Below are 22,033 nucleotides of genomic sequence, written 5' to 3' on the forward strand. Positions count from 1 at the left end.
AAGCTCGCCTCCCTGTTGGAGCGAGGCTTGCCCCCGAAGAAAGCAACCCGGTTCATCTGCACGACCGCAGCGCCTGCATCGCGGGCAAGCACCGCTCCCACGGATGAAACGCGCTTTCCCTGTGGGAGCGGTGCTTGCCCGCGATAAGGCTGGACGCGATTGACCTGAGATCCGCAGTGTTTTTTATCGCGGGCAAGCACCCACAGGCTCTGGACGATTCGAACCTTTTTGCACAAACAAAAATGCCAGGCATAAGGCCTGGCATTTTGGGATACAACCTGCAATCAGAACGGCAGCTTCATACCTGGAGGCAGTTGCATGCCTGCTGTCATGCTGGAGGTCTTTTCCTGGCTGGCCTGTTCAATCTTGCGTACTGCGTCGTTGACGGCAGCAGCGATCAGGTCTTCCAGTACTTCCTTGTCTTCCTGCATCAGGCTGTCATCCAGATTGATGCGCTTGACGTCATGGCGACCGGTCATCACTACGCTGACCAGGCCTGCGCCCGATTGACCGGTAACTTCGGCATTGGCCAGTTCTTCCTGCATCTTGGCCATTTTTTCCTGCATTTGCTGCGCCTGCTTCATCAGACCAGCCATGCCACCTTTCATCATGGGATATCTCCTCGAAAGTTGATTGTGTTAGCAGGTGGGAAACCATTCGAATCCCACCGTCAGTTAATGAGTCTGAGCCACCGGGGCATCCACGGGCTTAATCGTATCCTCCCGGATCACTGCGCCAAACTGTTCAAGCATCTGCTGGATGAACGGATCGGCATGGATCGACGCTTCCGCCTGCCGCTGCCGCTCGACACGCAACCGCGAAGCCGCCTGGGCCGGGGTTTCCTGTTCAGGTTTGATCAACTCGATCTTGAGGTTGATCGTGCGCCCGGTAAATTGATTGAGACCATCGTTGATACGGCGCAACTGGGTCGCGTTGAACAAGGCGCTGTGCCCCGGATCCAGGTGCAGCAACCAGTTATCGCCGTCCATCGAGACCAGCGTGCAGTTGGATGCGATGCTGCTGGTCATGCCCGAAATCGGCAACTTGTTGAACATGTCCAGCCATTCAGCTGCCAGCCCCGTCGCCGGTTTCGACGCCGGAGCCGGTTCAGCTTCGACCTCTTCGGTCACGGTTTCGTGCGCGAGTTCATCCAGATAACTGTAGGACGCCGGATCGATATCCACATCGGGCTCAACATAATCGTCGTCCGGTGGTGGTTCGTCGTCACGGTCCATCGGTGCTGGCACGTAAGCGTCAGGAATGGCTTCAAGCATCGCCGGGGTCACGGCTTGCTCGGCGACAGCCTCAGACTGCGGTACTTCAACCTCCGGCGCATCCGGCACCGGACTGGCTGGCGCAGGACTTGGCATCGGCGTGAGTTCAGGCTGCTCGGCGACGGTGTCGAGTACCGGCTCGGCAACCAGTTCCTGAGCAGGCGTAGCAACCGGCTCGGGTTCGGGTTGCTCTTCAGCTACAGGCGGCAACGCCTTGGGCTCATTCCATGGCAAGTCGACTTCTTCGACCGGCTCAGGTTCCGGGGCAGTTACCACGGGAGTCGGCGCGGGGGTTTGCACTACCGGCTCGACAATCGGAGCAGCCACTGGCGCAGCAACAACCGGAGCGGCTGCCTGCACAGGAGCAACGGCTACCGGCGCGACCGCTGTCGCGCCGGCCACTGGTTGTGGGGAATCAACTGTGGCCGGGTTGATTCCCACTGTCTTTAGCGGCTGCCTCGGGGCATCGCTGCTGTCAGCGGGGCGAAACGCCAACATCCGCAGCAGGACCATTTCAAAGCCTCCTCGAGGATCAGGCGCGAGTGGCAGATCGCGTCGGCCGATCAAGCCCATCTGGTAGTAAAACTGTACGTCTTCGGCAGGCAATGCCTGCGCCAGAGCAAGCACACGATCACGGTCGCCATGGCCGTTGTCGACACCCTCAGGCAACGCCTGGGCAATCGCCACGCGATGCAATACGTTGAGAATCTCCGACAACACGCCATTCCAGTCCGGGCCCTGTTCGGCCAGATGGCGGACAGCTTCCAGCAGACTGCGGGCATCGCCGTCGATCAAAGCGGTCAGCACGTCGAACACCTGGCCGTGATCCAGCGTACCGAGCATGGCCCGCACATCGGCGGCCATCACCTTGCCTTCGCCAAAGGCGATGGCCTGATCGGTAAGGCTCATGGCGTCGCGCATCGAGCCGTCGGCGGCACGTCCCAGCAACCACAGTGCATCCTCTTCGAACGGGACGTTTTCGACGCCCAGCACATGGGTCAAATGCTCGACCACGCGCTCCGGCGTCATGTTTTTCAGGGAGAACTGCAGGCAGCGCGACAGAATCGTCGCTGGCAGTTTCTGCGGATCAGTCGTCGCGAGGATGAATTTGACGTACGGCGGCGGCTCTTCAAGAGTCTTGAGCAACGCGTTGAACGAGTGGCTGGAGAGCATGTGCACTTCGTCGATCAGGTAGACCTTGAAGCGTCCGCGGCTCGGCGCGTATTGCACATTATCCAGCAGCTCACGGGTGTCCTCGACCTTGGTGCGGCTCGCGGCGTCGATTTCGATCAGGTCGACAAAACGACCTTCATCGATCTCCCGGCACACCGAGCAGGTGCCGCAAGGCGTCGACGTAATGCCGGTTTCACAGTTGAGGCACTTGGCGATAATCCGCGCAATCGTGGTTTTACCTACGCCCCGGGTGCCAGTGAATAAATAGGCGTGGTGCAGCCGCTGGCTGTCCAGCGCATTGATCAGGGCCTTCAGCACATGGGTCTGGCCGACCATTTCGCGGAACGAGCGCGGACGCCATTTACGTGCAAGAACCTGATAACTCATGGAAAACCGTCGCAACTGGGAAGCGGAAGACCGCTAATGCTAGCGGAGCAGGGGCAAAATTGCATCTGGTGTCCTCGTCTATTCTGGCTAAGCTGTGAAAACGGATGTAAAGGCGCCCAGTAGTCGGGTCTTTAAGAGCGTTTATGGATGCTCGCACTTGAGGAACCTTTTATGCGTCTAAGTCAGCTCATACCGAGCGCCCTGTTGCTGTTGACCGTAAACGCGTCAGCAGCCGAGCCGCCACTGAGATTTTCCGTGGCTGAAAGCTGGTCGATGCCACTGGTGCAACTGGACAATTACCAACCCACGGCCGGAATCCTGTTCGAGATCATGCAGAGCCTTGCTCGTCAGGTGGGCCGCGAAGCCGAGTATCACGTACTGCCGCGCCTGCGCGTGCAGGCGGCCCTTGAGCGCGGCGAGGTCGACATTCGTTGCTACGCGGCGCAAGCCTGGGTGCCGCACCTGTCAGGCGACTATTTCTGGAGCCTGCCGATCCTGTATCAACGTGACCTGCTGATCGCTTCTGCCGAGACCGCCGCAGGGCCTTATCCCGACCACTTCGACAATGAAATCATTGGCACCGTGCTGGGCTATAACTACCCGGATCTGCAGTACCTGTTCGACAATCACCAACTGGTGCGTGAAGACGCGCGCAGTCAGGAGCAGACATTGCGAAAGCTGATTGCAGGACGCTACCACTACGCGGTGTCGAGCCAATTGGTGTTGGATTGGCTAAACCGTGACCTCCCCGCCAACCAGCAATTGAAAGCTATCTCGCTGATCGCCGAGCAGCCAGCCGGTTGCATCATTCGCAACGACCCTGCCCTGCCCACCCAAAAAATCCTGCGCACACTGGTACGGATGAGAGTCTCCGGAGAAATTCAGCGGATTATCGATCGCTACACGGCTCCACGCATCTGACTCTGCGAAAGGTCCGCCGCAGATCGGCTGTAGTAATACCGTCATACAGCGTGGATACCCTCGCCTGAAACATTTAGCAACATTTACCCAGGCAGGTAGTTCACGATGAGCGACAAACCCGACGATGCCTCGCAAAACGACCCTACACGCCGCCGATTTCTGGGAGGCATGGCTGCCTTGGGTGCTGGTATCGCCCTGAGCGGCTGCGATACCACTCAGAAATCCCCGGCAGCGCCAACCGCTCCTTTGACAGGCGCGGCATTGGACAAGGCTCTACGCGAGCATGTCAAAACCGTCGTGGTGATCTACGCCGAGAACCGCAGCTTCAATAACTTGTTCGGTAATTTCCCTGGAGTGCAGAAGCCCCTGTCGGCGCTCAAGCCAGGCGATTATCAACAACGTGACCGCGACGGCTCGCTGCTGAAAACCCTGCCACCGGCCTGGGGCGGCGTGCTGCAAGTGGGCCCGCAAACGGTTGACGGCGTGAGCTACCCCGCGGGCGGTCAGTTTCAGGAAAACCTGCCCAATGCACCCTTCCCGCTCAAAGGTATCAATGGCGAAGATTTACCACTGAGCCTCGTCACCCGGGACCTGTGGCATGTGTTTTATCAGAACCAGATGCAAATCAACGGCGGCAAGAATGACCGCTTCGTTGCCTGGGCCGATGCCGGTGGCCTGCCAATGGGTTACTACGCACAAAGCCAGTATTCGCTGCGTCTGTGGGATGTCGCCAAGGAGTTTGTACTCTGTGACAACTTCTTCCAGGGAGCCTTTGGCGGTTCGTTTCTCAACCACCAGTACCTGATTGCTGCCACCGCACCGAAGTACCCGGATGCTGCGAACTCGGTGGCGAAATCACAAATCGCCCGCCTGGAAAGTGACAACCCGACGGACCCGCGCCTCAAGCCACTGGAGCAGTCTCCGGCCAGCGCCATGACCGGACCACCGCAATTCGGCCCCAGCGCACTGACGCCCGATGGCTATGCGGTTAATACCCTCGCCCCGCCGTTCTGGCCGACCTGGCTACGTGATCCGGCAAAACCGGACTACTCCATGCCGGATCTGCCCAACGTGCTGGTGCCACAGACTCACGAACACATTGGCGACAAGTTGTCGAAGAAGAATGTCGACTGGGCGTGGTATGCAGGTGCCTGGCAAGTCACGCTTGATGAGTTTAAGGACTCTACCGGGATCCCGAAAATTCCCAATTTTCAGTACCACCATCAGCCGTTCAATTATTTCGTGCAGCAAGGCCCGCAGAACCCGGCTGAACGGAAAAAACGTTTGCGCGATGGCGGGCTGGGCGATGAGGTCAGCAGCAACAAATTCCTCGCCGATGCTGAGGCGGGCAAATTACCTGCGGTCACCTTCTATAAGCCTCAGGGCAATCTGAACATGCATGCGGGTTACGCGGATGTCGCAGCAGGTGATCGGCATATCGACCGCGTGATCAAGGTACTTCGCAGCAGTCCGCAATGGGCGAACATGGTGGTTGTCATTACTGTCGACGAAAACGGCGGCTGGTGGGATCACGTAGCGCCACCCCAGGGCGATCGTTGGGGGCCGGGTACGCGGATTCCTGCGCTGGTGGTTTCTCCTTTCGCGCGTAAGGGCACGGTCGATCATACGGTCTACGATACGGCTTCGATTCTGCGTCTGATTACTCGGGTTCACGGGCTGGAAAAGCTCAATGGTCTGAAGGAGCGAGACAGTGCGATGGTTGCTCGCGGGCAATCGCCGATGGGTGATCTGACCAACGCGCTGCAGTTTCCCACTTGATCAGTTGAGTGTTCTGTCGGCCACTGCCTGGTGACGTGGGAGATTCCATGTTCGCCCGCAAGCTCAATGGATGATCATGGGGATGAAGATTACGCGGTCTATGTGGGAGCGAGGCTTGCCCGCGATGGGTGCGCCTCGGTCTTTGTTCAGGTCGCGGGTGGTTGTGTGTATATCCGTTTTTGAGGTTACGGCTGCTATTGGTTGCGCCCTTACGGCGCCTCACTTTTGTTCCGGAAGCCGGCCCAGCCAAAAGTAAGCAAAAGGCTCTTGCCCCACCACTCGGCACCTCGCTGTCGCTCGGTGTACCCGCCCGCAGATCCTGAACCGTGGGCCGCCGCAATGGGCCATCCATGGCCCGGTGCGGCTAACCCGGCATCCTTGCCGGGCTGCCCACGGTTCAGAATCTGCGTGCGGCCAGCGTGGTTTAACGGGGCGCTTAAGATCAAAATCAAGATCCAAAGCAAAGCAAAGCAAAGCAAAGCAAAGCAGTTACGGCCGAGGCTCATGAGCCGCCGCAGGTTCAACCGATCCGGTCATCTCTCAGCAAATTCAACCGGCCACAACCAGTTGGTTACGCCCCTGTTGCTTACCTTGGTACAGGGCCTGATCTGCGCGGTTAAGGGCGCTTTCGAAGCTTTCTGCCGGGCGGATTTCGCTGACGGCGAGGGTCGCAGTGACCACCAGCGGTCCATGGTCCACTTGTCCCACCCATTCGCGAATGCGCAGCAAGATGCGCTCTGCCACTGCTTGGGCAGCCTGCGCCGAGGTGTCGGGCATCAGCACCAGAAACTCTTCGCCGCCCCAGCGGGAAGCAACGTCGGTGGCGCGTACGTTGCTGTTGATGGCTTCCGCGACTCGCTGAAGGATCAGGTCGCCCTGCTCGTGCCCCAGCCGGTCGTTGATCTGTTTGAAGTGGTCGATGTCCAACAGGATGATCGCTGACGGTACCGCGTCAGCCAGTTGCCGTACCCCGAGCATCACTCTGCGCCGGGTATAGAGGTTGGTCAGGCTGTCGCGATTGGCGGTATGGAACAGGTTCAGTTGCATAGAACGCGTGAAGCGTACAGACAACGCAGTGCCATGCAATAACACGCCGATGGCGGTCAGGACATTGACGATACCGAACACCTCGAGCAACTGCGGTGCCACGCCTGAGTCGATGCCCATTTGCCCACGCAGCGCGAAGCCGCCTACCGAGACGACGAGAATGGCCAGGTTCAGCAGTAACCGTGGCCGACGCGCACTTTGAAAACTGAACGCGATAATCGGAATCACGCAGTAAAGGTAGAAGTAAAAATTGCTGTTCCAACCCAGCACCCAGGTCGCCAGCAGCGCGTGCAGGATGATTTCCGCGCTCATTACCATCCCGGCGAAGCTGTAGCGCCCCGCGCGGATGGCCTTGAGGCAGACCACATAAGCCAGAATGCTCAGGCCGTTACCCACAGCCAGGGAAGGTATCTTCAGCGCGCAGAACAGCACGAACAATATGAGGTGGATGCAGAAGGCGATTTGCACAATGGGCACAATGTGCTGCCAGAACTGCGCGGTGGTTTCACGCAACAGTTGCGCACGGTCACTCGCCGATAGGGTGTTCATCAAGCAGCCTCATTAGTGCGATGCATCCAAGCGAGCAGTGCGAATCAAATTGGGTTCATGTTCAAGCTATCGACTGACTTCAAGTGGCCTTGATGTCGGTAACGAGGCGTGTCTTGGTTAATCCGGTACTACGAACGTCTGTCGAGGCACCAAGTTCCCTGTCGTAGAGCGCCGCATGCAGCTCGCGCTGCTGTAGGGTGCTCCGTGTGTTTTTTATTCTGCGGTGGCCGTTTACAGCGTTCATGCACTGCTGAACAAAGGTAAGAGTAGTGGAGATGTTCAAACAACCGCTCAGAAGCGGAAATTCAAGATGACTCGGTTGATCATCAAGCCGCCACCTGAACCTGCATGACGGCCTGCCAGGCATCAGGTGGTTTTAAAGCAGATCTGGACGGCTCGATTTCAAGGCCGCTTCGCTGACCTTACCCTGGATGGAACACGTCAACATGCCCTTGCTGCCCCCGGTCACGTCAGCTGGCACAGGCTCGACTATCAGGACCCGCTCGGAGGTGTCGGTGACCAGCTTGCCAGCGGTGTCGCCCGAAGTTTCAGACAGCCATTTCGACTCTTTCTCGGACCAGATTTCCGGCCGGGCAAACACGCCATTGGTCGACAGCAGCTCCAGAGAGTGCTCTTTCTTTAGCGACGCCACGACTTGCTCAGGCGACTGCTGAACATAGAACCCCCAACTGATGATGCGCGAGCCCATCAGATCCATGTCCTCGGCGTAGAAGCCGGTCAAGGACAGACCGTCAACCACCACCGGCTTATCGAACACCCAGCGCTGGCCCATCTCAGTCTTGGTGCCGCCCTGCAGGGTGATACGGCCGTTTTCCTGCTTGCCGGGAACCAGTGACTTGAACGGTGCTTGCGTAATGACCGGGAACGACTGGGTGCTGCAGCTCAGGAAATCAGCCAATGAGTCAGTGGCGGCTGAAGCATTGGCAGCTGTAAACAGCGCGATGGCAGGAAGAAGCAAAGCAGAGAGTTTCATTGGCAGGTCTCAGTCCTTTAATAATGAGGCTCGTGGATCCGCCGCACCACAACGGTGCTTTATTGGCGGCGGCGCAAAGTTAGCTGAATGGCCTTATGCCGTCCACCGACAACGCACTCGGCGAGTCAATGTGTCAGTCAATGTCCGGAATCAGCCCCAGCAGATCGGTAGAGCCGACATCGACGCCCGCCTGCGTCAGCAGCGTCGTCGCCTGCCCGCGGTGGTGGGTCTGATGATTGAAGAAGTGAATCAACAGTCCGTAAAAATCACGCGCTGCCGGAATACCCGCGGTATTGGCGTAACGCAGCACCACATCAAGATCGACCTCTTGCAATTCGACAGTCCACTCGATGATTGCCTGATCAACCCGTCTGCGCTGCGCCGACAGTTCCGACAGGCTATTAAAGACCTGCTCACTCAAGGCTTTAGGATCAGGTAAATCACGCACTACATCCAGAGCGGGAAACCCTGCCGGATGCCGTGCGAAGCGCTTGAGCCAGAGGGTATCGCCGACCAGCAGATGGTTCAGCGTGCCCATGATTGAACCGAAGAATGCAGCGCGGTCCGCGCTCAACGCCTCCTCGGGCAGGCGGGCGGCAGCGACATATAGCTTGTCGTTCATCCACTGGTTATACGCGGCCATGAGCTGAATATGATCGAGGCGATTCAAGATAGGGTTTCCGGGTAAAACGCGATAAGGGAGTAGCCAAAGCGGACTTTGCGAGATTCAGTGATGGCCTGCAAGCACGTTTGCCAACCGCTACGCCTGGGGAAGAACCGGGGCGTCACTCACCTGAAGATAAACCGAACGACTGAAAACAGACCCACTCTCACCTTCATGCGAATATTTTCCTGCTTGAGGTGAATCATGATTGAGATCAATAGCTATACCACCGTGAAACGACGCGAACGCGTGCCCCATGAAATCTTCGCCACTTACTGGCGCGACGTGCATGGCCCGCTCTGCTCCCGACTGCCCGGACTCGGTTTATATATCCAGCACCATTTTTCCCGAAACCAGGACGCTCATCTTTGGCCGTTGGCCTCCGGCGTTCAGGAAATAGCCGATTACGAACTGGATGGCGGAGTCGAGATTGGCTTCGCTTCAGCTCAGGAACAGAAGCAGTTTCAGCAAGCCAGCTCGATAATCTTCTCTGACGAACAGAACATGTTCGAGGAAACCCTGGCCTACGATTTACCGAAAGGTTCGACGACGCTGGTCAATCGCCTGAACGACGAGACGTTCAACGGGCTGGACCGCCTCGACCGTATTCATGTGCACTTCAGTCCTCGCAGCAGTCTCGCGCGATTGCACGACTACCTAAGCAACGATCTGACCAAGGCCTTGGCCCATGCTGATGAGGTGCTGAAATTAACCTTGCACCTGTGCCAACCGTTCAACAACGACGGCATGCATCCTCCGGCCCCCAATGTCGCTCATCACGCAGTGCCCGCGCGGGCAGAGCTCGCAATGATGGAGATAGCGTTCGAAAGCCCGCTGGCCCGACGCCGTTTTTTCGACAGCCCGTTATTCCAGGCCACACTGCAAGCCCAAGGCGAACACATCGCCCAACTGAAAGCGTTCGCCGTGTCCGGGCTCTACACCTATGTGCGCGACGGCCACATTACAACTGCGGGCCTGCGCGGCAGCCGGGCGGCGGAACTGATCGATTATCTGGGAGCTATCAACCAGCGCACGCCAGAGGTTGAGCACTTGCTATTGAAGGGAGCCTTGGCAGACGCCTGACAAGGCCATGGCTCCATCAAGACGCCAAAGCATGACCCTATGCCCAACAGTTATTTGACCATTCGATCAACAATCCCTAGGGTAGCGGCCTTTGTGAATACCTGAGACGTCCATGACCACCCACGCCAAACTGCCCTCCACCGTCTACCTGCTGGGGTTGACGATCTTTTCTCTGGTGACTGCCGAATTCATGGTTGCCGGGATGATGCCAGCCTTGGCCGATGCCTTTTCGGTCAGTCTGGCGCAAGTGGGTAATCTCATTGCGTTCTATGCCTTGGGCATGGCGTTGGGAGGGCCTCCGGTGACAGTTCTGTTGCTGAGCCGTGGCATCAGCAACAAACGCGCACTGGTCGGGCTACTGGCGGTCTACGTCGCGGCCGGTATGCTGGCCGCCATGGCTCCGAGTTATACGGTGCTGGCCCTGGCGAGAATTCTGATGGGTGTATCCAGCGCCGCCTGTATCGGGCTGTGCATGACTGTCTGTGCCGGGTTGGTTGCGCCGCAGTTCCGCGGCAGAGCGGTATCGGTGGTGTTGGCGGGGCTGATGCTTTCGCCGGTCGCCGGAGTGCCATTGACCGCGTGGGTCGAGCAGCATTTTGGCTGGCGTGCCAGTTCGTGGCTGGTCGTGTTGCTGGCGCTGATCTGCAGCGTATTGGCCGCAGCACGTTTGCCCGTCAGTGAAGCCGGCAGCGAACCAGCACTGAACCGTCAATGGGACGCCTTGAAAAACCGCAGCCTGTGGGCCGCCTATATCACCAGTGGACTGATTATCGGTGCCACTTTTGCCGCATTCAGCTATTGCACCCCGATCCTGATTGAAGAAGTCGGCATTGCGCCCGGCCACGTGGCGCCATTACTGGCCTTGTATGGCGTCGCTAACCTGCTGGGGAACATGGTTGTAGGCCGCATTGCGGATCGCTACACCCTCCCTGCTCTCGGCTGGGGCCTGCTTTTGCTGGTACTGGCGTTAAGCGGCTTTGCGCTGGCGGGCGATCACCTCTGGTTGAACCTGACGTGCTTCATCACACTGGGCCTGACAGGCGTGGCGCTTAACCCGGCGATGGTCGCGCGAGTGATGAAAGCCGCGGAGCCCGGTGCATTGGTGAACACCCTGCATACGTCGGTGATCACTGCCGGCCTGGCATTGGGCAGTTGGGGCGGCGGCACCGCCATTGATGCCGGTTATGGCCTGCGAGCTCCATTGTGGGTAGGCGCGGGACTGGCGTTACTGGGGTTGCTGAGCCTGGCGCGACCAATGACTGCACGTGAGGCGGTAAGGCCCTGCGCGTAAAGCTCGACTGCGCGACGGCACTGGACTCATGTGAGCTTTCGTTTGGCGGCTGCCTCTACTAGGGTGGATAAATGACTTTTCCAAACCGGAGTAGACAACATGTTCAGACACCTTTTTTCAGCGTTTGCAGGTCTTGTCCTGTTCAGTAGCCAGGTGCTGGCCGAGCCCCTCAAGATCAGCGTGATCGGTGCCGGTAACGTCGGTGGAACGCTGGGCACGCTGTGGGCCAAAGCAGGCCATTCGGTCATGTTTTCCTCACGGCACCCCACAGAACTGACGGACCTGGTGAAAACCGCAGGCCCCAATACACGAGCCGGCTCGGTCACTGATGCTGCCGCATGGGGTGATGTGATCGTCTTGACGGTTCCGTATGGAGCAATGCCGACGCTTTCAGAACAACTGAAGGGCAAACTGAATGGCAAAGTCGTGCTCAGCGCCAGCAACCCCTTCAGCGGCCGCGATGGAGACACAGGGCGCAAAGCGCTTGATCAAGGTGTTGCATCTGCTGACCTGGAGTATCTGCCGGACGTACATCTGGTTCGGGCGTTCAACGCCATCGGTTACGCGTCCATGGAAAGCCAGTCGGGCAAGAACAAGGCGATCCCGACCTTTGCCGATGACGACAAGGCTCGCGAGGTGGGTGCCAGACTGGTGCGCGACGCAGGGTTCATGCCAGTCATGCTACCGCTGGCACGAGCCAACGAAGGTCTGCCAGGCGGACCGGCCAGCGGCGTCTGGAGTGAGGCCGAACTCAAGCAACGGCTCGGCCTCTAGTCGCAGCGTTCCGGTCAGGTCATTCCCGGCATCAACCACCCAATTAGACAAAACATAACCTACTGGATAAATGGGCTTTTCGCAGGACTGGCCACCTGATACTCGATCTGCAACTCACCTCACCGGCGGCTAAGCGCACTGCCGTGGTGGATTGCCAGGTGGCCGGTCTTGTCGCTTTTGGCCTCATATTGCGGATGTTCTTTCGAAGCAGGCCGATGCTTGCCCATGAACTCCACATCCTCGACGTGGACCTTGGACACTTTGCCATGGGTTTCACCCGCTTCTGAGTTCCAGCTGACGGCGTCGCCGCTCTTGAAATCGGTGGTCATTTTTACGTTCTCCTGGCCTGCTTATATTAGGTGCGCCCGACTATCAGGACAGCGTCCGGCCTTACCGAGGCCTTTCCTGTAGAGACCTGTAGAGCCCTGTAGAGCCCTGTAGAGCCCGGAAATTCACGATGATGGCACCACTGGTCCAGCAACAGCCCAATACCCGACAGTTGCGCTCTGAAAAATCCGTCTGAACGCTTACAATCCCGCCTTTTATCGCCCATCAGAAAGGCCAGTCAGTCCATGGCGCTCGACCCACCCACGCTGCTCATCCTTACCATCGCCCTTGCGGCGGCCGCTGCCTTGTACCTTGCGGTCGAATGGCGCAGCGTTCGTGAATCCTCACTGCTGTACTGGAGCGCTGGTTTTGCAACGATCAGCATCGGCTCCACACTCGCCCTGCTACGCATGAGCGGTTTTTTGTTGATCGGTATCTGGTTCGCCAATGGCCTGCTAGTGGCGGCGCACTGGCTTTTTCTGGCGGGTGTGGCGCGTTTTACCGAAGTGCGCCTGTCGCGCGCCTGGCTTCTAATACCCGTCGCCTGGCTGGTCCTGCTTTTGCTACCGAACGACCCGGCGTGGTCGAAAATCATGCTCGTGGTCAACTCATTGCTGGTGGCTTTGCTCACGCTAACAGCCAGTTTCCTCCTGCGCCCCCATGGCAAGTCGCTCAGCGTCGGGGCGGTGCAACTGCGCTATGTGCTGCTCATCCATGGCCTTTTTTATGTGGCCAAGGCGATACCGCCTCTGGTGCCAGGCACGTTGATCGATCTTGCAGGGTTCCGCGGCGAGATCATTCAGATTTCACTGGTGGAGGGCGCGATGGCGATCATGCTTATTGCACTGTCCATGACCGGGACGGAGCGCTATCGCCGGGAAATGCGCATCGCCCGGCTGGCCGCTCGCGACCCGTTAACCGCCCTGTACAACCGCCGCGCCCTTGAAGTACGGGCGCAGCGTTTGCTGGATCAGGTCACAAGCACTCGACCCGGCGCCCTGCTGCTGATCGATATCGATAACTTCAAACTGGTTAACGACCTGTTCGGCCACACCGCTGGCGATCGTCTGCTGATCACGCTGAGCGAGATGATCCGCTCAAACCTGCCCCAAGGCTCCCTGGCAGCACGACTGGGCGGTGACGAGTTCGTCATTCTGCTTAATAACGCCTCTCGTGACCGCATTCTGGAACTGGGCAATGCCCTGCGCAGCCAGTTTCACAACGCAACCTCACAAACGTTCAGCACGCCCCAGGCGGTGACATTGAGCATTGGCGCGAACCTGTTTGACCAGCCGCCCGTCAGCCTGGCTGCGTTGATCGAACAAGGCGATGCTGCGCTGTACACCTCGAAACGTGAAGGGCGCGACAGCGTTCGGCTGGTCGATCAAACCGCAGCGATTCGCGAGTCCCTCCAGCCAAATTAGCGGCGGCCAGGGGCGGTCAAATCGACGTCCCTGAAGAGCCGCGAATGTTTATATAGCCTCGATCTCTGTAGGAAGGATCGTTCCAATCTGTGAGAGGTGCGGTTAGAGTGTCGCCCCCGCGAAATTGGATCCCGGGATTCTAGGCTATGGAGTTTTCAATGAAGTACATCAGTAAAGTTGCCGCATCTGCCGTTCTCGGTCTCGCCCTGGCAGGTTGCACCGGTACCGCCATCAAATCCCCTCACTACGACAGCAACCAATACACCGTACTGGGTCACAGTGAGGCAAGCGCCACCGGCCTGATGTTGTTCGGCATTATCCCTATCCGCCAGAACAGCCGCTTCGTACGCGCCCAGACTTCCGCCATCAACGCTAAAGGCGGCGATGCGATGATCAACACCCAAGTCCAGGAAAACTGGTTCTGGGCCTGGATCCTGAGCGGTTACACCACCACGATCTCCGGTGACGTGATCAAGCTGAAAAACGCGCAATAAAGAGTGCGTGAGTCTATTGAGCATTGAGTAGACAAATCATGCAGCACTGCTTATTCGTCTAAAGAAAGCGCCGCTTGTCTCGATACAGAGAAAGCGGCGTTTTTTCGATCTGCGGTCCCTCTCCCGGATCGCGCGCAACACGCATACCCTACGGCCCGATATCACCGCTTAGAGTCATTCATGGCCTGGCTGGAACCGACCGAAGTGTGTACCGGTCATAAACGGATTCGCGACCTTATTCACGCACTCCTCCCAGTGAACAAGTGCGCAGGCCAAGATCTGCAGCGCTGCGGGTTTGCCCTTACGAATGTCGAATGCTTCTGATCCGATGCGGTTACCAAGGACCAACAATGCGAAAGTGGACAGCCCGTTGAAAGACCTGACTCGTGAACAGCTTGAGGCTGAAGTCGTGCGTTTGCGCAGAGCCCTTGAGGACGCAGGCATTGACCCACAGCATCAGGCTGAACCGAGCACCGGGTTTGCCGCATCAGTCACTTCAGCCCCTGAGCCAGAAGCCGATCAGGCGACCGTCGCCAGCAGCGAAACACGCCAACAGGCGATCTTCGAAAGTGCCATCGATATCGCCATGATCGTGACCAATCCTGCCGGAGTTATCACCGACTGGAACCCCGGTGCCGAGTTGGTGCTGGGCTGGAGCAGCGAAGAAATGCTGGGCCAGACAGCCGAACGCTTCTTCACCGAAGCGGACCGGGTCAGCGGCCAGATCGAACGGGAGATGCGCGTCGCACTTCAGGAAGGTCGTGCTCTGGATGAGCGCTGGCATCTGCGCAAAGGTCGTCAACGTTTCTGGGCATCGGGCGAGATGATGCCGCTCTATGACGATGACAACCTTCACCTTGGTTTCGTCAAGATCCTGCGTGATCGCACCAGCGAGCACCTCGCAGGCGTGGCCATCGAGGAAACACAGGAGCGCTATCGGTTGGCGGCGAAAGCCACCAACGACGCGATCTGGGACTGGGACTTGCTGGCCAACCAGGTGCTTTGGAACGAAGCGCTGGAGGAGGCCTACGGGCATCCGCTAGGGTCAATCGACACCTCTGGCGAGTGGTGGATTGCCCAGATTCATCCTGATGACCAGACACGCATCTATAACTCGATCCATGCCGTGATCGACGGTAGCGGCAGCGCCTGGACAGCCGAGTACCGATTTCGGCGCATCGATGGCTCGTACGCAGATATCCTGGACCGTGGTCATGTGATCCGCAACGCCGAAGGCCTCGCCGTGCGCATGATCGGCGCCATGCTCGACCTGTCACGGATGCGAACCGCGGAAACCGCCTTGCGCCAGAGCGAGGAGCGCTTCCGAAAGATTCTCGAGACGATCGAGTCGGCCTTTGCCATCGTTCAGGTGAAGTTCGATGCCGACGACCAGCCGATTGATTACCAGTTCGTCGAGGCAAACCCCGCTTTCGAACGCCAGGCCGGGGTCAACCTGCGCGGCAAGTGGGTAACCGAGTTTGCCCCGGATCTGGAACGCTTCTGGTTCGAAACCTACGGGCATGTCGCTAAAACCGGTGAGCCCGCTACCTTCGAAAACTATGCTGAAGCCTTCAAGCGCTGGTTTGACGTTCGCGCCGTCAGCGTCGGTGACCTGGCCGACAGGCAGATCGCGATCATCTTCAGCGACGTCACCGAACGGCGCAACGCGCAGGAACGTCTACGCATCAGCGAGGCCGTTGCGCGGCAAAACGTTGAGCGCGTGCAACTGGCGCTCGCGGCGGGCGCAATTATCGGTACCTGGCACTGGGACATTCCCAACGACCGCTTCACCATTGACGAAGCTTTCTCGCGGGCCTTCGGTATTGATCCTGCCTTGGGCCTTGAGGGCTTGAGCATGGCACAGGTCGTCGCGACCGTTCACCCTGAAGACAAGGAGGGGCTGGAGCAAGCGATCAAGGAGGCCACCCTCAGAGGCGGTGCTTACGCGCACCAGTACCGTGTACGTCGCGCTGATGGCCGGTACTACTGGATCGAAGCGAATGGACGGGTTGATCTGGCCGAAGACGGCAGCCCGCTCAGCCTGCCAGGCGTGGTGATCGACGTGGAACGACGACGTTCCATCGAAGCCGAACGCGACCGCGCAACGGCAGCCCTGCGTGCGCTCAACGAAACCCTGGAACAACGCGTGGCAGAGCGCACCGTCGAACTGATGCAAGCGGAAGAGAAACTACGGCAGTCGCAAAAGATGGAAGCCGTCGGCCAGTTGACCGGCGGCCTGGCGCACGATTTCAACAACCTGCTGGCCGGTATTTCCGGGGCTCTGGAATTGATGGGCACCCGAATCGCTCAGGGTCGCTGGACGGAAACGGAGAAGTACATTGCGACTGCGCAGGGTGCCGCAAAACGCGCCGCTGCGTTGACTCACCGCCTGCTGGCGTTTTCCCGTCGGCAAACCCTCGATCCGCGACCGACCGATGTGAACAGGTTAATGGAAGGAATGGGCGAGCTCATTAAACGCACCGTCGGCCCGGGCATTGCCCTGGAGACCATCGGTGCAGCGAGCGTATGGCCCACTCTGGTGGATGCCAGCCAGCTTGAAAATGCCCTCCTCAACCTGTGCATCAATGCCCGTGATGCAATGCCGGACGGCGGACGCATCCGGATCGAAACCACCAACATGACAATGGACGGTGACACGGCCCGCGCGCACGAAATGCCTGAAGGTCAGTATCTGGCACTGACTGTCACCGACACCGGTACAGGCATGACGCCAGAGGTGATAGCCAAAGCGTTCGACCCTTTCTTCACCACCAAACCGATTGGTCAGGGCACCGGCCTGGGCCTGTCCATGATCTACGGATTTGCCAAACAGTCCGGAGGCCAGGTGCGTATTCACTCCCAAGTGGGTGTGGGCACAACGATTGGCATTTACCTGCCCCGTTACGATGGAGAAGCAACCGAGGACGCCCGGGAAGCGGACAAGACATCGGTGCCACCCGCAGATTTCGGCGAGACCATTCTGATTGTCGATGACGAACCAACGGTTCGAATGTTGCTCATGGACGTGCTGAGCGACCTTAACTATCGAATCATTGAGGCAGGTGACAGCGTCGCCGGACTCAAGGTGCTGCGTTCCGATGTCCACATCGACCTGCTGATCACCGATGTCGGGCTGCCGGGTGGCATGAATGGCAGGCAAATGGCCGACGCCGGGCGAGAAGTCAGGCCTGCGCTGAAAACCTTGTTCATCACCGGCTACGCAGAAAACGCCGCCATCGGAGATGACCAGTTGGGCCCCGGCATGCAAGTGCTGACCAAACCCTTTGCAATTGACACCCTCACCTTACGCGTGCGGGAACTCATCAGTTCATAGCTACGCCTGGCCGGACCTGACGATGCCTGCCAACTAGAGCAAATGATTCTCATTTGTGATATTTTGCCGCCCTTGCTCCCATGCCAGTTAAGGTGGCTTCATGTCCGGCTCAGATCTCAAGGCGTTATATCTCGCCCATCGCGGAGAAATTCAGGCTTACCTGGATCGTCGCTTGCGCTGCAAAGAGACTGCTGCCGACCTGACTCAGGACACGTTCATCCGGCTGTCAGAACAAATGAGCCGTACGCGCATAGAAAACTTCCGTGCCTACCTGTTCTCCAGTGCTCGCAATCTGTTTATCGACCATACCCGCCGCCAGGAGCATCGAAAGGTCGAGCCACTCGAACAGCAAGAGATGAGCGATGCCGAACCGCAAACGCCGACACTTGAGCAAGCTGCCATTGCAAATCAGCAACTGTCAGCCTTGAACGACGTGATTCAGAACATGCCTGAGCCTTGTCGTGAAGTGTTTTTAATGGTGCGGGTTGAAGGCCTGACCTACGTCGAGATCGGTGAACGCCTCGGGATTTCTTCTAAAACCGCTTTCAGCCGCATGGTCAGAGCCCTGGACTTGTTGAAGTCAGGGATGTCCGAGTGATCGCCTTCAATTGTTTGAACCCGAGGAAGCACACGACCGGGCAGCGGACTTACGCCCTCAAGCTGGACTACAATCTGGCGCCAGCACCGTCCTGTCTTGAATTGATTGACCTATGAGCGTTGAACCTCCGATTCTTCACCCATCCGCTGCGCAGCCTGATGACGTCAGCCATCAGGCCAGCACGTGGTTTGCGTTGATGCACGGCGGATCGCCCACAGCCGCCGAGCGAGAAGCGTTGGCAAAGTGGCTCGACGCTGACCCCCGGCATGCACAGGCGTATGCGCAACTGGAAAGTTTATGGGCCGCCTCTGCCCTTCTCACCCAACCGAATCCGCCTGCAGTCAGCGCCCGGTTATCACGGCGCCGCTTTGTCGGTTTGGGCGTCGCGGCCTGTGCGGCGGCGGTCACCACGAGCGCAACGACGTTCTGGCTCAAAGGCGCAGCATCCCCTTTTGCAGACGTGCGAACCGCAGTAGGTGAACGGCGGACAGTGCGCCTGGCTGATGGGTCAACCGTTGAACTTGCGGGCAACACCGCACTGAATCTGAACATGTCCTCTACACAGCGTGCCGTGGAGCTGCTGCAGGGCGAGGCATTTTTCAACGTAGTGCCCAGCGCTGCCGGCGAGCTCTCGGTCAGCACCGATGCGGGCCAGATTCTGACTAACGACAGCGAGTTCTGCGTGTCATGCGACAGCACAACAACGATGCTGACGGTGAGTCGGCATACGGTACGCGTGGTTACATCGAGCCAACAAACGGATTTGGGAGAAGGCCTGTCACTTCGCTTCAGCGCCCATCAAACAGGCGCTATTCAGCACGCAGAACTGGACCAGGTTCTCGCCTGGCGCAGCGGCCGACTGGTGTTCTTCGACAAGCCGCTGAGCGCAGTGGTCAGCGAACTTCAACGGTGGCGCGAAGGCAAAATATTCATCGCGGACCAGCAGCTTGCAGCACGACGAGTCAGCCTGATCCTCAATCTGAATCGGCCTGAGCAAATGCTTGATGTTCTTTCCAAGGCCCTGGCGGTAAGAATGACGACGTACACCGATCTGGTGACCGTCATTCATGCGGCTTGACGCGGAACCGGCCTCAGCCGGGTACGGGCCCGCACAGTCACAGGAAACGGGTCGGTAGAAATACCGCACCCACGGTGGCAGCCGGTCGCCTGAATATTATTCCAATCCGCAATCTCTGCCTCCAGCAGATACCCGTCACAATTTTTTCAAAACACCTTCAGGTATTGCCAAAGGTCATCCGTCTTAGATGTGACTGATAGCTGTTCGCATATCCGTGCGCATCTCATAGGGAACAACCTGAATGGCAAAGCACCACAATCCTGAACGCAAAAATGGCGCGCAATGGCGACTGGGCGCCCACGGCGCAGTACTCGCCTGCACGCTGCTCGTAGGGGCCGTTCAGGCGCATGCCGCGCCAGGCAACAGCGCTGGCAGCACCATGGACAAGCTGTCACTCAACATTCCGGCGCAACAGTTGCGTCTGGCCCTGTTGGTGTTTAGCCAGCAAACCGGGCAAAACGTCCTGCTCGACGGCAACCTCGATGCTGGTTTGCGCAGCAGTGCAGTTGTTGGCAGCTACTCGGCCGAAGAGGGATTGGCGGGCCTGCTGCAAGGCAGCGGCTACAGCTTCGCCCGTACCGACGCTGTAACGGTATATCTGGTGCCCGTTGCCCGCCCTGAAGTCGCCAACGAGATGAACCTGCCCGCCACGCAGATTCAGTCGCGCAGCACACAAGACTCTCTCCAGAGTGTGGGCTATCAGGGCAAGCCGGTTTCCAGCACCACACGTCTGGGCCTGAGCGACAAGGAAACGCCGCAAGCGGTGACCGTCGTGACCCGCGAGCAAATGGACGACTTCCAGCTCAACAGCGTCAAAGAAGCCTTGCGCAGCGCGCCGTCAGTCACCGTCGAACAATTCGAGACTGACCGCACGGCCTTTACCTCTCGCGGCTTCACAATCGATAACTTCGAATATGACGGCATGGGCATGCCTTTCTCCGGCGGCGTGCTGCTCGGCGATCAGGACATGACCGAGTTCGAACAGATCGATGTATTGCACGGTGCCAACGGGCTCATGAGTGGTGCAGGCAACCCGTCGGCAACAGTGAATTTCGTCCGCAAGCGCCCTACCGATACGTTTCAGGCGAAAATCGACGCCAGTGCCGGTTCATGGGACAACCGTCGCCTCGGCCTGGATGTCTCCGGCCCGCTGACAGATAGCGGTAACGTGCGCGGTCGTTTCATCACCGCACACGACAAAGGTAATTCCTACCTCGACCAGTACAGCCACGAGGTCAATGTGGCGGCAGGTCTGCTGGCATTCGACCTGTCCGACGCGGACACGCTGACCGTAGGCTTTTCCCAGCAAGACAGCTATTCGAACGGCAGCACCTGGGGCGCCCTGCCCATCGCCGATTTCGCGGGCAATCGCATTCATTACAGCAGCCGCAGCTCCAGCATCGGTCAACCCTGGACCTACTGGGACATCCACACCAAACGCGCCTTCGCCGAGCTGACCCACGAATTCGATAACGGCTGGCACAGCAAAATCACCCTGACCGGCGTAAGCCAGCATCAGGACACAAAAATGCTGTACGCCATCCCGGCAACGGCGACTGACGTTTTTGCCTACGTCAACCGCACCACCAGTACCGAACATCAGGTTATCGGCGAAGCTCAGCTATCCGGGCCATTCAATTTTCTGGGGCGCGAACATGAGTTGACGGTAGGTGCCAACTACGGCCGCACTCATCACAAGGAGCGCGGCCACTATCGGGATGCTGCCGGCTTTATCAACGCCAGCCTTGCGGACGCCCTGGCGGGCACCGTGGTGCAACCGGCCTTTGACTTTACCAACGACCTGAACACCCAGCTGTTCAGCGACCGTCAGAAAAGCCTGTTCGCCGGTGCACGGTTCAGCCTCGCCGATGATCTGCACTGGATTGCCGGAGCCCGGATGCTCAGTGCCGATGGCGAAGGTGCGGGCTATGGAGCGCGGCACGATACGCGGGTGCACGGCAAAGTGACGCCTTACACCGGTCTGGTCTATGACCTCACCCCGCAATGGAGCCTCTATACCAGCTGGACCGAGATCTTCAAGCCGCAATACGTGCGTAGCACCAGTGGCGGAGTGATCGAGCCTCTAGAGGGTAAAAGCACCGAGGTCGGCGTGAAAGGACGCGTGCTCGAAGAGCGACTGACCCTCACCGCAGCGGTGTTCAAAACCGATCAGCAAAACGTTGCTGAACTCACCGGTCAGATCGTGGGTGGCCAATACGTTTATCGAGGTGCGGACGTCAAGAGCCGTGGTGTCGAGCTGGAAGCTTCCGGCGAGGCATTGCCAGGCCTGGAACTGGCTGCGGGCTATACCTTTGTGCGGATCGAAGACGCGGATGGTGATGAAGCACGCAAGTACATCCCTGATCACGTCTTGCGCGGCAGCCTGGCCTACCGGCTACCCGGCATGCCCCAGGCCAGAGTCGGGACTCGCATCCAGTGGCAAAGCGGGACTGAAGTCGATACGAACCGCAGGGTTGAACAAGAGGCCTACGCGCTGATTGACCTGATGGCCAGCTACGACTTCGATGATCACTGGAGCACGTCATTGAACCTGAATAACGTCACCGATCAGAAATACCTGCTTTCGCTGTATCAATCAGCGGGCTCGACCAACTACGGCGCGCCAAGGAACCTGACGGCCTCGGTGACCTGGAAGTATTGAGTTGATGGCGACTTCTTCGAGAATTGCATAGCAGTGTCGCGCAGCAAACTCGAATCGGCGGCTCTCATCAAACATAAAATAACTATCTGAATTAAATAATTTTTTCTGTAGGAGTGAGCTTGCTCGCGATAGCGATAGACAGGTTAAGAAGATATCGTCTGACCTGACGCCATCGCGAGC

General features: G+C 58.5%; 17 protein-coding genes. 11 read left to right on the plus strand and 6 right to left on the minus strand.

Annotated elements, in window-relative coordinates:
- Positions 1-284: 284 nt before the first annotated feature.
- Together EE949_RS13725 and dnaX are read right to left on the minus strand one after the other, a co-directional pair.
- Positions 285-611: a YbaB/EbfC family nucleoid-associated protein gene (locus EE949_RS13725; RefSeq protein ID WP_027900954.1), complete on the minus strand. Its 327-nt coding sequence runs from the start codon at positions 609-611 to the stop codon at positions 285-287.
- A 63-nt stretch (positions 612-674) separates the two neighbouring features.
- A complete protein-coding gene (gene dnaX / locus EE949_RS13730) occupies positions 675-2,834 on the minus strand; it encodes a DNA polymerase III subunit gamma/tau (RefSeq protein ID WP_122664773.1) in 2,160 nt (719 codons plus the stop codon).
- A gap of 171 nt (positions 2,835-3,005) precedes the next feature.
- On the opposite strand from dnaX, the gene EE949_RS13735 reads away from it, so the two are divergent.
- Positions 3,006-3,755 (plus strand): substrate-binding periplasmic protein, encoded by a 750-nt coding sequence (locus EE949_RS13735; RefSeq protein ID WP_240350604.1) that lies wholly within the window; start codon positions 3,006-3,008, stop codon positions 3,753-3,755.
- A 105-nt stretch (positions 3,756-3,860) separates the two neighbouring features.
- A complete protein-coding gene (acpA, locus tag EE949_RS13740) occupies positions 3,861-5,534 on the plus strand; it encodes an acid phosphatase (protein ID WP_122664775.1) in 1,674 nt (557 codons plus the stop codon).
- Positions 5,535-6,083: 549 nt separating this feature from the next.
- On the opposite strand, the gene EE949_RS13750 is transcribed toward acpA, so the two are convergent.
- The 3 genes from EE949_RS13750 to EE949_RS13760 form a co-directional block, all read right to left on the minus strand.
- Positions 6,084-7,130 (minus strand): GGDEF domain-containing protein, encoded by a 1,047-nt coding sequence (locus tag EE949_RS13750; RefSeq protein WP_122664777.1) that lies wholly within the window; start codon positions 7,128-7,130, stop codon positions 6,084-6,086.
- Positions 7,131-7,506: 376 nt separating this feature from the next.
- Positions 7,507-8,124: a hypothetical protein gene (locus tag EE949_RS13755; RefSeq protein WP_122664778.1), complete on the minus strand. Its 618-nt coding sequence runs from the start codon at positions 8,122-8,124 to the stop codon at positions 7,507-7,509.
- Positions 8,125-8,257: 133 nt separating this feature from the next.
- Positions 8,258-8,794 carry a DinB family protein gene (locus tag EE949_RS13760; RefSeq protein WP_122664779.1) on the minus strand — a complete coding sequence of 179 codons (537 nt, stop codon included), beginning with the start codon at positions 8,792-8,794 and terminating at the stop codon, positions 8,258-8,260.
- A 198-nt stretch (positions 8,795-8,992) separates the two neighbouring features.
- On the opposite strand from EE949_RS13760, the gene EE949_RS13765 reads away from it, so the two are divergent.
- The 3 genes from EE949_RS13765 to EE949_RS13775 all read left to right on the plus strand — a co-directional run bounded on the left by EE949_RS13765 (position 8,993) and on the right by EE949_RS13775 (position 11,936).
- Complete coding sequence (locus EE949_RS13765) at positions 8,993-9,871, plus strand: EthD domain-containing protein (RefSeq protein ID WP_122664780.1); 879 nt, start codon at positions 8,993-8,995, stop codon at positions 9,869-9,871.
- A 112-nt stretch (positions 9,872-9,983) separates the two neighbouring features.
- Entirely contained in the window at positions 9,984-11,162 is a 1,179-nt protein-coding gene (locus EE949_RS13770; protein ID WP_122664781.1) for an MFS transporter, read from the plus strand.
- Positions 11,163-11,261: 99 nt separating this feature from the next.
- Entirely contained in the window at positions 11,262-11,936 is a 675-nt protein-coding gene (locus tag EE949_RS13775) for an NADPH-dependent F420 reductase (RefSeq protein WP_122664782.1), read from the plus strand.
- Positions 11,937-12,055: 119 nt separating this feature from the next.
- On the opposite strand, the gene EE949_RS13780 is transcribed toward EE949_RS13775, so the two are convergent.
- Positions 12,056-12,265 carry a DUF2945 domain-containing protein gene (locus EE949_RS13780; RefSeq protein ID WP_122664783.1) on the minus strand — a complete coding sequence of 70 codons (210 nt, stop codon included), beginning with the start codon at positions 12,263-12,265 and terminating at the stop codon, positions 12,056-12,058.
- Positions 12,266-12,508: 243 nt separating this feature from the next.
- Here EE949_RS13780 and EE949_RS13785 point away from each other — a divergent pair, with 243 nt between their 5' ends.
- The 6 genes from EE949_RS13785 to EE949_RS13810 all read left to right on the plus strand — a co-directional run bounded on the left by EE949_RS13785 (position 12,509) and on the right by EE949_RS13810 (position 21,853).
- Positions 12,509-13,687, plus strand: a complete 1,179-nt coding sequence (locus EE949_RS13785; protein ID WP_122664784.1) for a GGDEF domain-containing protein — start codon at positions 12,509-12,511, stop codon at positions 13,685-13,687.
- A 158-nt stretch (positions 13,688-13,845) separates the two neighbouring features.
- Positions 13,846-14,181, plus strand: a complete 336-nt coding sequence (locus tag EE949_RS13790; protein WP_122664785.1) for a hypothetical protein — start codon at positions 13,846-13,848, stop codon at positions 14,179-14,181.
- 409 nt (positions 14,182-14,590) lie between these two features.
- Positions 14,591-17,515, plus strand: coding sequence for a PAS domain-containing protein (locus EE949_RS13795; RefSeq protein WP_430735956.1), 2,925 nt, complete (start codon positions 14,591-14,593; stop codon positions 17,513-17,515).
- Between the two features lie 100 nt (positions 17,516-17,615).
- Positions 17,616-18,113, plus strand: a complete 498-nt coding sequence (locus EE949_RS13800) for an RNA polymerase sigma factor (protein ID WP_122664786.1) — start codon at positions 17,616-17,618, stop codon at positions 18,111-18,113.
- 112 nt (positions 18,114-18,225) lie between these two features.
- Positions 18,226-19,191 carry a FecR family protein gene (locus EE949_RS13805; RefSeq protein WP_122664787.1) on the plus strand — a complete coding sequence of 322 codons (966 nt, stop codon included), beginning with the start codon at positions 18,226-18,228 and terminating at the stop codon, positions 19,189-19,191.
- A gap of 241 nt (positions 19,192-19,432) precedes the next feature.
- Complete coding sequence (locus EE949_RS13810; RefSeq protein WP_122664788.1) at positions 19,433-21,853, plus strand: TonB-dependent siderophore receptor; 2,421 nt, start codon at positions 19,433-19,435, stop codon at positions 21,851-21,853.
- Positions 21,854-22,033: the final 180 nt, after the last annotated feature.

It is taken from the genome of Pseudomonas viridiflava (assembly GCF_900602065.1).
Taxonomy (GTDB): Bacteria; Pseudomonadota; Gammaproteobacteria; order Pseudomonadales; family Pseudomonadaceae; genus Aquipseudomonas.

Excerpts from the sequence above, each read along its gene's own strand:
- EE949_RS13725 (WP_027900954.1), bottom strand. The coding sequence starts at position 611 with ATGATGAAAGGTGGCATGGCTGGTCTGATGAAGCAGGCGCAGCAAATG.
- dnaX (WP_122664773.1), bottom strand. The coding sequence starts at position 2,834 with ATGAGTTATCAGGTTCTTGCACGTAAATGGCGTCCGCGCTCGTTCCGC.
- EE949_RS13735 (WP_240350604.1), top strand. The coding sequence starts at position 3,006 with ATGCGTCTAAGTCAGCTCATACCGAGCGCCCTGTTGCTGTTGACCGTA.
- acpA (WP_122664775.1), top strand. The coding sequence starts at position 3,861 with ATGAGCGACAAACCCGACGATGCCTCGCAAAACGACCCTACACGCCGC.
- EE949_RS13750 (WP_122664777.1), bottom strand. The coding sequence starts at position 7,130 with ATGAACACCCTATCGGCGAGTGACCGTGCGCAACTGTTGCGTGAAACC.
- EE949_RS13755 (WP_122664778.1), bottom strand. The coding sequence starts at position 8,124 with ATGAAACTCTCTGCTTTGCTTCTTCCTGCCATCGCGCTGTTTACAGCT.
- EE949_RS13765 (WP_122664780.1), top strand. The coding sequence starts at position 8,993 with ATGATTGAGATCAATAGCTATACCACCGTGAAACGACGCGAACGCGTG.
- EE949_RS13770 (WP_122664781.1), top strand. The coding sequence starts at position 9,984 with ATGACCACCCACGCCAAACTGCCCTCCACCGTCTACCTGCTGGGGTTG.
- EE949_RS13775 (WP_122664782.1), top strand. The coding sequence starts at position 11,262 with ATGTTCAGACACCTTTTTTCAGCGTTTGCAGGTCTTGTCCTGTTCAGT.
- EE949_RS13780 (WP_122664783.1), bottom strand. The coding sequence starts at position 12,265 with ATGACCACCGATTTCAAGAGCGGCGACGCCGTCAGCTGGAACTCAGAA.
- EE949_RS13785 (WP_122664784.1), top strand. The coding sequence starts at position 12,509 with ATGGCGCTCGACCCACCCACGCTGCTCATCCTTACCATCGCCCTTGCG.
- EE949_RS13790 (WP_122664785.1), top strand. The coding sequence starts at position 13,846 with ATGAAGTACATCAGTAAAGTTGCCGCATCTGCCGTTCTCGGTCTCGCC.
- EE949_RS13800 (WP_122664786.1), top strand. The coding sequence starts at position 17,616 with ATGTCCGGCTCAGATCTCAAGGCGTTATATCTCGCCCATCGCGGAGAA.
- EE949_RS13805 (WP_122664787.1), top strand. The coding sequence starts at position 18,226 with ATGAGCGTTGAACCTCCGATTCTTCACCCATCCGCTGCGCAGCCTGAT.
- EE949_RS13810 (WP_122664788.1), top strand. The coding sequence starts at position 19,433 with ATGGCAAAGCACCACAATCCTGAACGCAAAAATGGCGCGCAATGGCGA.